General features: G+C 43.7%; 15 protein-coding genes. 7 read left to right on the top strand and 8 right to left on the bottom strand.

Features of this window, described 5'->3' with window-relative positions; genetic code table 11:
• Window positions 1-9 precede the first annotated feature (9 nt).
• A complete protein-coding gene (locus M9194_RS05225; RefSeq protein ID WP_250611580.1) occupies window positions 10-822 on the bottom strand; it encodes a Cof-type HAD-IIB family hydrolase in 813 nt (270 codons plus the stop codon).
• A 225-nt stretch (window positions 823-1,047) separates the two neighbouring features.
• On the opposite strand from M9194_RS05225, the gene M9194_RS05220 reads away from it, so the two are divergent.
• A complete protein-coding gene (locus M9194_RS05220) occupies window positions 1,048-1,782 on the top strand; it encodes a dienelactone hydrolase family protein (RefSeq protein WP_250611579.1) in 735 nt (244 codons plus the stop codon).
• Between the two features lie 136 nt (window positions 1,783-1,918).
• Here the strand turns inward: M9194_RS05220 and secF are convergent, their stop codons facing one another.
• The 4 genes from secF to M9194_RS05200 form a co-directional block, all read right to left on the bottom strand.
• The gene (gene secF, locus M9194_RS05215; protein WP_250611578.1) at window positions 1,919-2,821 is read right to left on the bottom strand and encodes a protein translocase subunit SecF; all 903 of its coding nucleotides are present in this window, start codon (window positions 2,819-2,821) and stop codon (window positions 1,919-1,921) included.
• A 3-nt stretch (window positions 2,822-2,824) separates the two neighbouring features.
• Window positions 2,825-4,645, bottom strand: a complete 1,821-nt coding sequence (gene secD / locus M9194_RS05210; RefSeq protein ID WP_250611577.1) for a protein translocase subunit SecD — start codon at window positions 4,643-4,645, stop codon at window positions 2,825-2,827.
• Between the two features lie 186 nt (window positions 4,646-4,831).
• Window positions 4,832-5,290, bottom strand: a complete 459-nt coding sequence (locus tag M9194_RS05205) for a hypothetical protein (RefSeq protein WP_250611576.1) — start codon at window positions 5,288-5,290, stop codon at window positions 4,832-4,834.
• A 136-nt stretch (window positions 5,291-5,426) separates the two neighbouring features.
• The gene (locus tag M9194_RS05200) at window positions 5,427-6,089 is read right to left on the bottom strand and encodes a hypothetical protein (RefSeq protein ID WP_250611575.1); all 663 of its coding nucleotides are present in this window, start codon (window positions 6,087-6,089) and stop codon (window positions 5,427-5,429) included.
• A 91-nt stretch (window positions 6,090-6,180) separates the two neighbouring features.
• Between M9194_RS05200 and M9194_RS05195 the strand changes: the two genes are divergently transcribed.
• Window positions 6,181-6,741, top strand: a complete 561-nt coding sequence (locus tag M9194_RS05195; protein ID WP_250611574.1) for a hypothetical protein — start codon at window positions 6,181-6,183, stop codon at window positions 6,739-6,741.
• Window positions 6,742-6,909: 168 nt separating this feature from the next.
• On the opposite strand, the gene M9194_RS05190 is transcribed toward M9194_RS05195, so the two are convergent.
• Together M9194_RS05190 and phhA are read right to left on the bottom strand one after the other, a co-directional pair.
• Window positions 6,910-7,245 carry a 4a-hydroxytetrahydrobiopterin dehydratase gene (locus M9194_RS05190; protein ID WP_250611573.1) on the bottom strand — a complete coding sequence of 112 codons (336 nt, stop codon included), beginning with the start codon at window positions 7,243-7,245 and terminating at the stop codon, window positions 6,910-6,912.
• Window positions 7,235-8,029: a phenylalanine 4-monooxygenase gene (phhA, locus tag M9194_RS05185; protein ID WP_250611572.1), complete on the bottom strand. Its 795-nt coding sequence runs from the start codon at window positions 8,027-8,029 to the stop codon at window positions 7,235-7,237. Before phhA ends, M9194_RS05190 begins: the two co-directional genes overlap by 11 nt.
• A gap of 220 nt (window positions 8,030-8,249) precedes the next feature.
• On the opposite strand from phhA, the gene M9194_RS05180 reads away from it, so the two are divergent.
• A complete protein-coding gene (locus M9194_RS05180) occupies window positions 8,250-10,232 on the top strand; it encodes an acetoacetate--CoA ligase (RefSeq protein ID WP_250611571.1) in 1,983 nt (660 codons plus the stop codon).
• Window positions 10,233-10,308: 76 nt separating this feature from the next.
• Here the strand turns inward: M9194_RS05180 and M9194_RS05175 are convergent, their stop codons facing one another.
• Window positions 10,309-10,893 carry a class I SAM-dependent DNA methyltransferase gene (locus tag M9194_RS05175; protein WP_250611570.1) on the bottom strand — a complete coding sequence of 195 codons (585 nt, stop codon included), beginning with the start codon at window positions 10,891-10,893 and terminating at the stop codon, window positions 10,309-10,311.
• Window positions 10,894-11,018: 125 nt separating this feature from the next.
• Between M9194_RS05175 and M9194_RS05170 the strand changes: the two genes are divergently transcribed.
• From M9194_RS05170 to phrB, 4 genes are all read left to right on the top strand, one after another.
• Window positions 11,019-11,897: a LysR family transcriptional regulator gene (locus M9194_RS05170; protein ID WP_250611569.1), complete on the top strand. Its 879-nt coding sequence runs from the start codon at window positions 11,019-11,021 to the stop codon at window positions 11,895-11,897.
• A 219-nt stretch (window positions 11,898-12,116) separates the two neighbouring features.
• Window positions 12,117-13,010, top strand: a complete 894-nt coding sequence (locus M9194_RS05165) for a cation diffusion facilitator family transporter (protein ID WP_250611568.1) — start codon at window positions 12,117-12,119, stop codon at window positions 13,008-13,010.
• A 200-nt stretch (window positions 13,011-13,210) separates the two neighbouring features.
• Window positions 13,211-14,155 (top strand): YbgA family protein, encoded by a 945-nt coding sequence (locus M9194_RS05160; protein ID WP_250611567.1) that lies wholly within the window; start codon window positions 13,211-13,213, stop codon window positions 14,153-14,155.
• Window positions 14,152-15,549, top strand: a complete 1,398-nt coding sequence (gene phrB, locus M9194_RS05155; protein ID WP_250611566.1) for a deoxyribodipyrimidine photo-lyase — start codon at window positions 14,152-14,154, stop codon at window positions 15,547-15,549. The genes M9194_RS05160 and phrB overlap by 4 nt, the downstream gene beginning before the upstream one ends.
• The last annotated feature ends 6 nt before the right edge of the window (window positions 15,550-15,555 follow it).

The following is a 15,555-nucleotide window of genomic DNA, read 5'->3' as shown; positions in this document are numbered from 1 at the left end:
AATTTCCTCTTAATCCTTATCTAACGTATCAAGATATTGTTCTATCACTTGGATAACACCATTTTCTTTATTGCTTGGTGCTTGATATCGTGCATATTGCTTTACACCCTCGTGTGCATTTGCCATCGCGTAGGAATAGCGGCTCGCTTGTAGCATTTCCACATCATTGAAGTAATCACCAAACGTCATCGTTTCATCTGCGGTAAAACCCAACATTGTTTGCAAGTGGCGAATGGCATCGCCTTTTGAAGCACTAGCATTCATCACATCTAGCCAGATCTTAGAACTCACCACCACTTTGAGAGATTGGCCAAAGGCTTCATTAATTGATGGATAAATACGGTCTTCCGAGCCATCAAAGTGCAAAATAGCGACTTTGATAAATTCGTCGTCTACATGCAAAAGATCACCGACTTGTAGACATTCGTGATAATACTTTTTGATCTCTTCTAACGCGCTCGTGCATTGGGTATCAACGTACGCTGACTTTTTCCCACATAATACAACGTGAGTGCCATCAATATCTTTAGCTAGCTTAACCACCTCCAGAGCGGATTGAGTGTCGATGGTAGAACTGTAGATTTCACGTCCCCCCTGCATCACTAACGTGCCGTTATCTGCAATAAATATCATGTCATTAGCAACAGGGGAAAACGTAGATTTCAGGCTAAAATATTGGCGTCCTGATGCAGGAGAAAAGAGAATATTTTTCTGTTTTAGTCTTTCATATAGACGAAAAAAACCAGGATCGAGTTGTCCATTTTCGTCCAAAAGCGTCCCGTCCATATCGGCGGCAATAAATTTTATGGTTTTGTCTAACATAGATAACTTCTTGAATTCAGGAAACTAAGATTTGCACGCTTTAGTATACCCTCATCCTAGTCCTACCTGAAGTCGTTAAAAAAGTAACAAATTGCGTACCCGGAAATCACTGTTAACAATATTAATCGGATAGCAGGTCACACATCTAGATTTGTGTATTTTCTCTCATTGGTTACTTGCCTAAACTTTTCTCAAACAAGGTTTATTTTGACAACAGGAGGTCGCATGAAAAATTGGTTTGCGTGGGCAATAGTCTTATTTTCTACTCAGGCTCTTGCTGGAAATGATGTTGTATACGAGGTTAACGGTGCTGAGTATGAAGGTTACTGGTCAAAAGTTGATAGCAATGCCCCACTGGTTCTCCTCGTACATGATTGGGATGGGTTAACGGATTACGAAAAAACGCGTGTCGAAATGCTTAATCAGCGCGGCTACAACGTGTTTGCTGCTGATCTGTTTGGCAAAGGCGTTCGTCCAACAAAAGTGGAAGATAAGCGCCAGCATACCGGTGAATTGTATAAAGACAGACAAAAATTACGTACCCTTATGCAAGCAAGTCTAGAAAAAGCAGGCGCACTAGGCGGCAATACGGACAACGTTGTCGTCATGGGTTACTGCTTTGGTGGTGCCGCGGTTCTGGAATCAGCACGAGCTGGAATGAACGCGAAAGGCTTCGTCACTTTTCATGGTGGTTTGAAAACGCCACCGGGTCAGTCGTATGACAACACAACTGCGCCGATACTGGTTTTACACGGCACGGCCGATACCGCTATCCCAATGGATCAGTTCGCTACGCTAGCTAACGAGTTGGAAAGCGCAAAAGTGCCTCACCAAATGATCACATACAGTGGTGCTCCACACGCCTTCACCGTTTTCGACTCCGATAGGTATCGAGAAGACGCTGATAGGAAGTCTTGGTATGAGTTCCAAGCATTCTTAGCTGAAAATACCCAGCAATAAGTGAGGCTTTACAATCTACAAGGCCAACTTTTGTACATAAAAAAGCCTCTTCACACGATTGTGAAGAGGCTACATATTCACTCTATTTTCCTAGCTAAAGTACCTGAGCTAAGGGTAAAGAATAAATTGACTCGCGCTACGGCGCCGCATCAACTTCGACTGGCAAGTAGTGCTTAGGCTCAAGCTTAAACCACTCAGGTAACACAGTACCTATAGAAATCGAAGACCAAGTCCCAGACAGGATGCCGATGAACATCGCGGTAGAGAAACCTTGTAGCGCTTGGCCGCCCATTAACCATAGTGCCGCTACCGTCAGCAACGTCGTACCAGAAGTCACCATGGTACGAGAGAATGTCGCGACAACGGCATCATCGTTGATTTTCTCAATAGGATCGCGCTGTCTTGCCACCAGTAGCTCGCGAATACGGTCCGAAACAATGATAGAGTCGTTGAGTGAATAACCCAATATCGCTAGCACTGCAGCAAATGTCGTAAGATCAAACTGCATTTGCGTTGCAGCGAAAAAGCCTAGTACCAAGATAACGTCGTGTAATAACGCAAGCAATGAACCTGTTGCCAAACGCCATTCAAAACGGAAACAAAGATAGCCAAGGATACACAGCAAAGAGGTAATTAACGCAAGTCCACCTTGGTTTACCATGCTCTTACCGACCTGTGAACCCACCATGCTAGTACTGACGACTTTTACTGATTTGGACACCTTAGATAAGGTTTGCGCCATAGAAGGTTCTTTATCACCTTTCTTAGGAATGGCATAACGAATAAGCCAACGACCTTCTTGCCCTGCATGAGTCACACTGGCCGACTCGCCGTAAACGGGTTTAATCGCTTTTAACAAATCTACGTTAGTTAGGCTGGCATCCACGGACACTTCAGTCAACATACCGCCAGTAAAGTCTAGCCCCCAGTTTAACCCTCGAATAGCAAATGCGGCTAGAGAGATGACAATCAAAGTAACCGATACAATGCCAGTGATATAGCGGGTTTTACGAATATTTTTCTTAAAGAATTCAGACATAACTTAAACCTTCAGACCTCGACGTCCGTCACGACCCCAAACTAAGTTGATAATTGCGCGAGAAGCGAATACACCGGTAAACATACTGGTTAGAAGACCTAAGCCTAAGGTCATTGCAAAGCCAGCAATTGGACCATTACCAATTGAATATAAAATAACGGCAGTGATCATAGTGGTCACGTTCGCATCAAAAATAGTGCTAAATGCTGAGCTAAAGCCTTGATCGATGGCTTGAGCTAACGAACGCCCTTCTCGTATTTTGTCGCGTATACGCTCAAAAATAAGCACGTTGGTATCGACAGCCATACCGACGGTTAGTACTAGGCCTGCAATACCCGGAAGCGTTAGCACCGCACCCGGCAGAAGCGCAATAAGACCAATCAAACAAACCATGTTGACCAGTAGCGCCACGTCAGCAACCCAACCCAGACGGCGATACCACAGCGCCATAAACGTCAGTGTCAATGCCATACCTAGTGCAAGCGCAGCAAAACCATTATGAATGTTTTCTGCACCCAGCGATGCACCAATGGTTTGCTCTGCAACAATGGTGACTGGCGCTGTTAGTGAGCCAGCACGAAGAAGCAGTGCCAATTGTTGGGCTTGTTGCAAGCTACCCGCCCCTGTAATACGGAACTGGCTACCAAGCTTCGACTGAATGGTCGCGACACTGATGACACGTTCTTTACGCTCAGTTTGGCCTTTGGCATTCGTTTGATACTCGCGGTAAACGGTTGCCATTGGTTTACCAATGTGAGTACCAGAGAATGCACTCATCAGCTTACCACCAGCGTGATCAAGCGAGATATCAACTTCCGCCATACCCATCTTGTCAACGCTTGCACGAGCATTGATGATGTGTTCGCCGGTTAGAACAGGTCGACGGTTTAATACAACGTTTTCGCCTTTATTGTCTTTCAGAACGATGTCGTCTGCTGTCATTGGTTGCGTAGGTGGGATCACTTCATGAAAAGCCAAACTTGCCGTTGCACCGATAATCTTCTTCGCTTTCGTTGGGTCTTGTACCCCTGGAAGATCAATCAGTATTTTGTTGGCACCTTGGCGTTGCACTAGCGCTTCAGTAATACCTAGCTGCTCGATACGATCACGCATGATCTTCAAGTTTTGCTGAACTGTCGCGTTTTGGAATTCTTCACGATTCGACTTGGTAGGCTGAACCACTAACTTGTCAGAATAATGCTTCACTGACCAGCCAGAGTAGTTGCTTTGCACGTAATTTTGAACTTTATCTAGTGCCGCTGAGTTGTTGCTAACCGCATCAAATCCAACTGTTGTATCATTCTTGAACCTAACACCATACAAGCTAGCTTTGCTGAGCATATCGCGGATGTCGTCAACCATAGTGTTGCGCTGTTCCGAGAACGCTTTATCTACATCAACGTTAAGCAAGAATTGCACGCCGCCACGTAAATCAAGACCAAGCTTAATTGGCGCAAAGCCTAGGTCACTAAGCCATTGTGGTGCAACAGAAACGAAAGAATAGGTGATGGTGTCTTTCTTACCCACAAATGGGTTTAAAGCTTGACGTGCAAGTGTTTGATCGTTTTCATTGCTGAATATCAGTGTCGTCTTCTCACCTTTCTGGGTGATTTTGTCGACAACGATGTTCTTGTCTTTCAAAAAGCTCGCCAACTTTGGAACCGAATCAATCGTTTTATTTGGATGAGCCATGGTTAATTGAATAGATGGCTGCTCACCGTACCAAGTTGGTATCGCACTGAGCGCCAGAATGACCACTACTACAATTAAAAACACATATTTCCATTTGGAATAGTGATTGAGTATGCGCTTATTGTTCTTCATATACGTCCTATTTGCTCAAACGACGAGTCTGAGTATTCATAGTAAGTTCTAATTTAGATAAGAAAGTTTGAGCAAGATAGGTAGCCAACTGCGCACCTAAATCCTGACCAAATAAATGAAATCAGCATATGCAAATACCGTATAAGCCAGCAGGCTTATCCGCTAACACATGATGAAAGGTGGAAATTAGGCGTTTTGACTGTTCAGCGCAACGTAATGCGCGTTGGTTTCTTTCCAGCCAGAAATACGATGACTTGAGTTAAACTCAGTACTGGTCGTCTTCGTTGCTACCTGAGTAGCGTTTTGGACGGGCTGGTTAGTCGGAGGTGTTAATTTACTAGAATTGGGGTGAATAGGTTGCGTATTGTCAGACTCAGTTCTTGAAGAGCTCCAGCGACTCACGCCAAGGTTTTCAAACGTTGAGGACTTATTCTGGGCACTAGAGGAGGTAGGAGAGCACTGAGTCGTCTCGTTTTTCCCACACTCGCCGAACGCTTCATTAAGGTTGACTTGAGACGTGGTTTGTAGTGTTAAACGAGATGAAGAACTGTTCGCATCGTTCTGTAACAAATTAGCCATCGCTTGCGACGGCAAAATAGTCGCAAGAAGTGAGATAACAATATATCTTAGAAAGCGAATCGGCATTTACAAAACAATAGCTGCATAAAATCTAGCGTGAATACTAGGGCAAACCATTGTCAAACTGCAACTAAAATTTTCTAAAACTCACAATGAGACGCTCAACTGCTCAGAAAACAGCTGGTTATTGAACAACTTCCCCTCAATGAAACGTTTCTCCCGTTTGGACATCTAAGTAGATCTTATTGGACAAATTCAACCCGCCACAATACACAAAATACACTTCCCTATCCTTATACTTGACTGATTTCACCCAACCCTCGGTTTCCTGAAAGTCGCTTGGACGACATTTATCTTGCTTAAGCAGCATGTCTGTAGCTTTAAGAAACGCTTTGTCATGCTCTTTGAAATTGTCCGATTCACCAATAAATGCAGTTAAGGTTGCCATTCGCTCTTTTTCGCTGACCACTAGTGCTGTGGGGCTCAGCCCTGCCATAGGTAACCAATCTGCTTCTTCTTTACCACCTTCGGCATACACATAGTAGCGAGATATCCTGCCCCAATCCCCTTTCCTTTCTAAAATCTTAACTTTATCACCTCGATACATGTGATCATTGATGAATGCATCGTAACTTGGCGCATTTCGTATCCCAAGTTGTGCGGGGCTTACAAAGAAATCTGTGATAGGTGGTGGAGGTGGGGCTTTTTTTTCTACCTTAGGCTCTTCGCCTTTCGGTTCTTCCACTTTTTTGGGCTTTTTCTGTTTTGCCGCGTCCAACTCGGGTTTTAAAACGAATATATAATAGCCTCCCCCTGCGCACGCAAGCCCCAGCACAAGCAGCAAAACCATCACAAGTTTTTTCATACAAAGAATCTCCAAAAATTCGAGAGGTAAGGCTGATATTTTTCCCTATACTTACAGTTATCACATTTTAAAACGTGCTATACATCACCTTATGACTTGGCAACATATCACTCTTACTATAGCGACCATTATCGCACTCGCTTTACCCATAGGGGCAAAGGGTGAGCATTGCCAAGAAAAATCATGGAATCTAGCACTAGAAGAGCAACAACAACTTGACGACTGGTACAACAAACATGCCTCGTCTTTCAATCATATGCTGTACTTGCACCGACAAAAGCAATTCCTCTTTCAAGACTTTTCCCCTGCAGAACTGGAACAGTTTTGGCTCCCTCATAGTGGAAGCCTGCAGCTTAAGGTCAATCAACAAATATATAATGCCAACATGGTTGTCTCACAGCTGGCCGAAGAAGAAGCGCGTTTAGTTGCCAACCTGCCCGAGGTTCAAAACATGCAACAGCAATGGGAAGAAATATCCGAACATTGTAATCAGGCCAAACTGGTTCGAAATGCCATTACCAGCACGCATTATGCGTTAAGTAATTACAAGCTGGAGAAACAGCTTAATCTTTTGATAAACAAGGTTAGCTACTTAAAGTCGCTCTACCAACAAGAAGCAAAGCTACTCCAAGAACTGTTAGACAATCAATAAAGGTCTTTGTGGAAAGTAACTGATGGATTTAGAGCGAAGTCTAAATAATTTGGATACCACCCGAAAAGAAAAAACAGCCTGACACCCGGGTTGAAAGGGGATTCTGTGTCAGACTGTTTAAACCGTTTAAATCTATTCACTGAGTCTCTGGTGACGACTAAGCCGTTTCTATTGACCGGCAAACTCATCACATTTAGCGGCGCAGATAAAATCGTTTTTATGCAACCCCTTGATTGAATGGCTCCACCAAGTAACGGTTACCTTACCCCACTCCAATAATATAGATGGATGATGGAATTCTTGCTCAGCTAATTCTGAGACTTGGTTTGAAAAATGCCAAGCCTGTTTGTAGTTTTTGAATTTAAACACCTTTTCCAGCTGAGGTATTCCATCTCTCTCGACAATCACCCAATTATCCAACTCTAAAATCAATGATTGTCTTTCCGTCTCTGAAAGCGCTATCGAATCTTTACTACATGCTTCACATCGCAGTTCATTCAGCATTTGTTACTTCCTTTGCTTTAAATAGTGGGGGCAGCAATTGTGCCTTCATAGCCACATCCACTTGTTCAATCAGATCAACCTGACTTAGACGGTAAAGCTCTTTCAGATTATCTAATAAATAGTAGATGGGCTGCATAATATCAATTCGGTACGGTGTTCTTAACACCGTTTGTAGGTCAAACGACTCGCGCAATGGTTTCTCACTGTCCAGTGAATACACGGTTTCCCCAGGTGAAGACAATATGCCACCACCGTAAATTTTGGTTTCACCGTTTTCCTTCAGGAGGCCAAATTCTACTGTGAACCAGTAGAGCCGCGCCAAATACACTCTCCTTTTGGAGTCCGCACTCCGTCCAAGTTTGCCATAAGTGTGAGTAAATGACGCAAAATCCGGATTCGTTAACATAGCGCAGTGGCCAAATATCTCATGGAAGAAATCTGGCTCCTGCAAGTAATCGAACTCTTCACGAGAGCGCAAGAAGGTTGCAACTGGAAATTTACGATCGGCGAGTAGAGCAAAAAATTTATCAAAACTGATTAGTGCAGGTACTGGTTCCACTTTCCAGCCGGTTTCTTTAACAAGAATGCGATTAATATCAGGTAATTGAGGCGCTTCATCAATAGGTAGATTAAGTAAATCTAAGCCATCTAAATACGCTTTACAGGCTCGATTATTAATAACCTTTTGCTGGCGAACCACCAGATCATGCCAAATACTGTTTTCGTCGTCACTCCAATCAACAAAGCCTTGTTTATTCACTGGTTTGGAATGGTATTGAGTCATCAAACCTCTCCTTTTCCCGTTTGATACTTTAAGCCTATCCTTTTGAAATTTCGACGCCAATATCTTGGCTCATTTGCTCATTAACCTCCATGTAACATATAGTTTACATGCTACTATTTTCCTATATATATCATTAGGATGCTCATGGATAATTAGGTTGACTTTCGATTAAAATTTACCAACACTTATAACAGACGTATCAATAGGAACGATTCCCACCATGCCTCACTCTGAACCCATATGGACACCAAGCAAAGAACGCATTGAGGGCGCTAACCTCTCTCAATTTATCAAGCATATTAATATGCAGGGCGAATCCATTTCAGACTACTCGTCACTACTGGATTGGTCTGTAAAAGATAAGAAACGCTTTTGGTTAGAAGTGTGGCAGTTTTGTGATGTAATCGGATTTATGGGCGATTGCATCCACGGTGAGGGCATCGCCAAATGGGGTGAGTTTTACCCAAATAGAGACACCATTTGGTTCCCACAAGCTCAGCTTAATTACGCCGAAAACCTCCTCTCCTACGCCTTCCAACAGCCCAATGAAATTGCCATCCAATTCAAGAATGAGTGTGGTCAAAATCGTAAACTCACCTGGCAACAACTCAGTGATCAAGTCTCGATCATGCAGCAATGGTTGAAGCAAAACGGGGTTGAGAAAGGTGACGTTGTCGCGGGATACTTACCTTATGTACCCGAAGCGGTCATCGCCATGCTTGCTACCACAAGTTTAGGGGCAGTTTGGACATCGACTTCGCCAGATTTTGGCGTCGAGAGCGTGGTAGAGCGCTTTGGCCAAGTAAAACCAAAAATACTTTTCTGCTGTAACGGATACACATTCAATGGCAAGCCCTATGAAATGCACGGCAAAAACGCGGATATTGTTGCAGCGATCCCAAGTATCCAAAATACCTGCCAAATAGAGTACTTGCTTGATAGTAATCGTCACGATCACAGCAATAGTGAATTCTCCGATTGGGAAGCCATCGTAGCAAGCTATATCCCCAGAGGAATCCGCTATCAGCGCGTATCGTTTAACGACCCATTATTTGTCCTTTATTCTTCTGGCACCACGGGTAAACCCAAATGTATTGTACACGGTGTTGGCGGAACGGTATTAAACCACCTAAAAGAGCATCAATTACACAGTGACATCCAACCTCAAGATAAGGTGTTTTACTACACAACATGTGGTTGGATGATGTGGAATTGGCATGTATCCACGTTAGCGAGTGGTGCAACTTTGGTTATTTATGATGGTAGCCCGATGTACCCCATGCCAAGTGTACTTTGGGAGCTTGCTCAAGAGGCCGAAGTCACTTTATTCGGCACTTCAGCGAAATACCTCGAGGCCATTGAAAAACAAAACCTGTGTCCTAGCCAACATTACGACCTACCAAAATTAAGGACGCTGTGTTCAACTGGCTCGGTGCTGTATCCAGAGCAATTTGACTACGTATATTCCAACATTAAAGCCGACCTACATTTGGCGTCAATTTCCGGCGGCACAGATATATGCGGCTGCTTTGTATTAGGCAATCCAATTTCGCCAGTATTTAAAGGTGAATGCCAGGCCCCAGGGTTGGGGTTAGACGTAGCCGCATTTGGTGAGCAAGGCGACCGCCTCTATGATCAGCGTGGAGAGCTGGTTTGTTTAAACAGCTTTCCTAATCAGCCGCTCGGATTCTGGCAAGATGACGGTGAAAAATACCATAACGCCTATTGGAGCAAGTACCCCAATACGTGGCACCACGGCGACGATATTAAAGTTACCACCAACCAGGGCATCATGTTTTATGGAAGAAGTGACACCACATTGAATCCAGGTGGCGTGAGAATTGGAACGGGTGAAATTTATCGTCAGGTCAACAAAATAGAGCTCATTTTAGACTCAGTCGCGGTTGGGCAAGCCCATCAAGGCGATGAAAGGATTGTCTTGTTCGTCAAGCTGATACCCGAACAAACATTAACGAGTGAGCTCATTGACGAAATCAAGACCCGCTTAAGGCAAAACTGCTCTCCAAGGCATATCCCTTCGTTAATTTATGCCATCAGCGATATTCCGAGAACCAAGTCAGGCAAGATCGTCGAGCTAGCGGTAAAACAAGTAGTAAATGGTAAAAGCGTCAGCAATATCGGCGCAATAGACAACCCTGATGTATTACAAGAAATAGAGCAAATCATCACCGCAGAAAGCTAGCTTGTACCGACCAAAAGGAAAAAGGGAGTGTTCATCAACAAACACTCCCCTTTTTAACTCATTCATTCGAAGGACTTTAAGACTTTTTCGCCACACCCATTAAGACTTTTTTTGTACCCATTTTTGTTTGCATCTCAAAGGGCACGCTGACTTCAACGTTGTCAAAACCCACGCTTGTCAATACTTGGTTGGCTTTACTCTTGGTTAAGCCCATCCCTTCTTCGCCTTCCTCTAATAGCCAGTCAAAATGCACAAATGATGCACCATTATCTAGGATGGCATAGATAATGTCGGCGGCTTCAGAAAAACTGTGTAGAAAGCCGCAAACCGAAGATGCAACTACCAGATCAAATTGCTTACGAAACGCCGGGTGCTGGGCAACAAGTCCACGAGTTAGCATATCGACAACAGGTTCCACATTAGAAAGCATTTTTTTATCCAGCTGCTCGATCATGGACTCTGAGCTATCAAGTGCAACGATACTTTTTACTTGAGGTGATAACCTTTCGCTTAGCAACCCTGTGCCACAACCAAAATCGAGCACTTCTAAATCGTCTAACTCGACGACGTTGGTAAGGTGTTGAAATGCTTGGTCCGCAAAGATAGTTGTCGCTTCATCTTGCTCCCAAGTTTCCGCACACTCATCCCATTCACTCGCCATACTTCTCTCCCAATTTACTTTCCCGTTGGCCTCTATGCCAAACGACTACCATTGTTATATCACCTTAAAAGACAATATGGAAAATTTTGTTTATTATTCAGGTACTCACTATTTAAGAGCATGCTATGAATCTGAATCAAGTCGAAGCTTTCTGTACCATCGCCGACACTGGGTCGGTGTCTGAAGCTGCGCGCCAGCTCGATTGTAACCGAACCAAGCTGAGTATGGCTATAAAGGCGTTAGAGAAAGAGCTCGAAACCTCATTGTTCACTCGCAGTGGCAATAAGCTCACATTGTCTGAGGCGGGTAAGGCGATTTACAAAGACTGTGAAACCCTGTTGGCAACGTCGGCAAGAATCAAACAAACCTGTTTACAGGTGTCAGGAGAATTTAACGCCGAGGTTTGGATAGCTCGTGACGACTCGTTACCCGATGAACTTTGGCAAGATTTAGCACATCGACTAAACAACAAGTTCCCTGCCACTTCATTTAATCTTGTATTAGCATCTACTGGAGATCTAGCGAATTTAGTCGCAACGCAACAAGTTGATTTCGCGTTTGGTGTAGATTATGAACGTGTGGACGATCCAAAGATCACCTATAATCCGCTTGGCAAGATTCGCATGATGTCAGTTTGTCAAAACAGTCACCCTCTTTGCAAGCTAAGGCGTGTGTCGGATGAAGTACTTAGAGATGAAATGCAAGCTGTGATGGTTTATCTCAATGAGAAAGACAATCCAGAATTACAACCATTTTCCACCCGATACATCGGATTCTCGAGCTTCGACTACATGTTGAATACCATACTATCAGAGGAAGCTTGGGGAGTATTGCCCGAGCCTCTTATTCGCCATCATTTAAGAGAACAAAGGCTGGCTGTGATTAAACATACTTATGGTTTAACTCAAGAAGATTATTGCATGTTCACCGCATCTGGCATGTTAGAGCACCCCGGAATGACTTGGCTTGCCGACAAGCTAAACGAATATTTATTTGATTTTTAGCCAGATTTTAGTCACATTTCCTACCATCTACTCAACCCACAATTGATTAAAAAACAGTCGCTGCCAATATTTTTGACACCTTAATAATCATATATCCTATTGTTTTTATTTGCTTTCCTAAAGTTCAGCTAAATATATTCGGTATACGGGAAAGATGGCATTTGTATATTGGCCCAGTTAAGCAAACAATAACAATGTGTTCATAACATGGTTGGCTTTATGTGTGCTAAAACAAGTTTAAACGAAAAACGGTTACTCACTTTCTCAGCGTTTGCTGCCGCAGGCTTTGCGCTTGCTGGACTGGTTTTAGGTTTACTTGCTAGCTCAATTGTCATCACGTTTGACGGTGTATATTCTTTAGTCAGTCTACTGTTAACTTTATTGTCACTCGCTGCAGCTCGGTACATTGAGTCACCAGCCAAAACACATTTCCCTTTCGGCAAAGCCATGCTAGAGCCTGCCGTCATTGCTATCAAAGGCGCAGTTATCCTTATCGTGGTTAGCTACTCCATTTATTCGGCTGTTTTAGCGTTGCTCAATGGTGGACGCCCAGTCGATACTTCACTTGCCACATTATTTGGTTTTGTGAGTACACTAGCCTGCGGCTACGTATGGTGGGCCATCAGACAAAAAAGCAAACGCTATTCTTCCGGGCTCATCGAGGCAGAAGCCAAACAGTGGAAGATGGATACACTCCTGAGCTTTGTCGTTATGGTAGGGTTTGTTTCTGCATGGTTAATCTCAAAATCTCCATGGGCTCACCTCTCTGTCTACGCCGACCCAGCGATGATGCTTGCCATGGCTGGCTATTTTGTAAAAGTACCTTTCGATATGTTGAAAGAAGCCTTTAGAGAGCTATTAATGATGTCTCCCAATAAAGAAATCTACCAAACGGTTGATCAGGGCGTTGCTGATGTCAATACACAAACCAAACAAGATATTAAGCTGGCTGGCGTGACAAAAATCGGCCGAGAGCTACGCGTTAACGTCGATATCCACTCAACCAGTAATAGCCTAGCAGTCGCAGACGTTGAAAAAACACGAACGGCTATTACAAGAAAACTGTCTAAAATCAAACTGGACTTGCAGCTGACCATGAACGTTGCTAGCTAGTGGTAGTTTTGGCTAGCAACCTCATTAAAGCTCGTTGATAAGATTTACCGAAATAGTTGCACCTGCCGCAAAGCTTTCCTCTATGAAGATTGCGTTCAACGTTATATGTCTGCTTTAATTAACTTTGCTCCCTAAGACGTGCAGAATATGCTTAAGGTAAAGCGCTACTTTCGTTTATTTCTCTACATCGGATAAATAAAATGGCAAGGAAGCTAAAAATAGGCATTAGTGCCTGTGTAATCGGTCAAAAGGTTCGCTTTGACAGCGGACATAAAAATCTCAAATTTTGTAGCGAAGAGCTAGCACAATTCGCCGAGTTTATGCCTGTATGTCCAGAAGTCGGGATTGGATTACCCATTCCGCGGCCAACGATTCGACAAATTCAGTGTGGTGAAGAAATCAAGGTATCCCGCCCTGATGGAACTGGGGATGTCACGCAAGATCTCATCGATTTTGCGAAAGCCCACTCTAACAAATGTGATGACTTATCGGGCTTTATCGTGTGTGCAAAAAGCCCAACTTGTGGTATGGAAAGAGTGAAAGTCTATCATCAAAATGGCCAAGGCTCAGAATCTAACGGGATAGGCGTGTTTACTCGTCAAATTATGCAAGCTCTCCCGCTTCTGCCTGTCGAAGAGAATGGCAGACTCAACGACCCCATTTTGCGAGAGAATTTTATCACTCGTGTTTTCACATACGATAAATGGTTGGCGTTAAAGCAGCGTACATTAAACAAACACGCACTTATTGAGTTTCACACCAAGCAAAAGTATCTTGTGATGAGCCACCACTATGAAAGCTATAAATCGCTTGGTCAATTGCTAGCTCGTGCGGATTTATCCATTCAAGATCAAGCTCAGCAATATATATCAGGCCTAATGGCCGCTCTTACATACCAAGCTTCGAGAAAATCTCACGCTAATACTCTTCAACACCTGCAGGGCTACTTTAAAAAACACCTTAGCAGCACACAACGGCAAGCACTGGCTAAAGAGATCAGCTCGTTTAGAGAGGGGCTCACACCTTTGTTGGTGCCCATTTCATTGATTAAGCACTATTTGAGTGAGTATCCAATTCAATACTTGTCTGAGCAAAGTTATTTGAGTCCGCATCCACAAGAGCTAAAACTAAGGTACGGGTATTGAAAGGTATAATTTGGTTTAGGCGTGACCTTCGCACGATTGATAACCCAGCGCTACACGAAGCCTACTCAAAAGGCGTACGAGAAGCGATTTACATCGCCACTCCAAAACAATGGGAGCAGCACAAGCTGTCACCTCTGCAAGCAGACTTTATCGAACGTCACGTGAACCATTTAAACCACGAATTACACTCACTAGGCATAAAGCTGGCTTGTCTAGAAGCAACAGACTACTCTGACCAAACGAGGCAAATATGCCATTACTGCCACTCACAAGGCATTGAGGTTATCTATCTGAATCAAGAACTTGAACTCAATGAATGCCTTAGAGACAAATGTGTAGGAGAAAATGGTTTTCGCACTATCTCTCATCAATGCGATACGGTAGCGCCACTCGGTTCGGTGTTAAACAAACAAGGCAGTATGTTTAAAGTCTTTACTCCCTTTAAAAAAGCGTGGCTTACCTATGTTCAGGCCAACGGTATTCAAGTTTCGCCGTCACCACAGCAAGACTCAAACGCTCGGCATTCAAACTTAGAGAGTTCTAACTATTGTCAGTTCAAATATCAAAAAGCCGACTCCACAAACTGGCCACTGATAGATACTGTTATTGACCAAGTGATACCTCAATTTTTTACCAATAAACTTGCTGACTACAAAACTCATCGAGACTTCCCAGCCATAAAAGGTACATCAGGGCTTTCACCCTATCTGGCAATCGGTGCACTTAGCCCACGCTGGCTTGTTCATCTATTGATACAGCGTAGTCCTGAAGTCCTCTACGATACCAACCGGCCAGATTTCAGTTGGCTCAATGAGCTGATTTGGCGTGATTTCTATAAACACCTCCTTTTCCACCACCCTACTCTAATAAAGGGACGTGGTTTTAACCCCAAATATGACCAGCTCAATTGGTTAAACGACAAACAAGACTTTCAAGCATGGTGTGAGGGAACAACTGGATACCCTTTGGTCGATGCCGCCATGAGTCAGCTACTTAAAACTGGCTGGATGCATAATCGTTTAAGGATGGTTGTAGCCAGCTTTCTGACGAAGCATTTGTTGGTTGATTGGAGGTGGGGAGAGGCGTTTTTTATGCAACACCTAATTGATGGAGATTTTAGCGCGAACAATGGAGGCTGGCAGTGGGCAGCGAGCACTGGCTGCGACGCTCAACCTTACTTTAGAATTTTTAATCCCATTACACAAAGTGAAAAATTCGACCCACAAGGAGACTTTATTCGTAAGTTCATACCAGAACTGAGGTCAGTACCTGATAAGTATATTCACTTTCCACACCAATATTTGCAGGAAAACGATTTAGGAAACTCATATCCTCCACCCATTGTAGAGCATAAGTTTGCAAGAGCCAGAGCAATTGAGTTTTATCAAAAATAATAAGGC

The organism is Vibrio sinus (genome assembly GCF_023634645.1).
Lineage (GTDB): Bacteria > Pseudomonadota > Gammaproteobacteria > Enterobacterales > Vibrionaceae > Vibrio > Vibrio sinus.
This window is presented reverse-complemented; position numbering and strand designations above follow the sequence as displayed.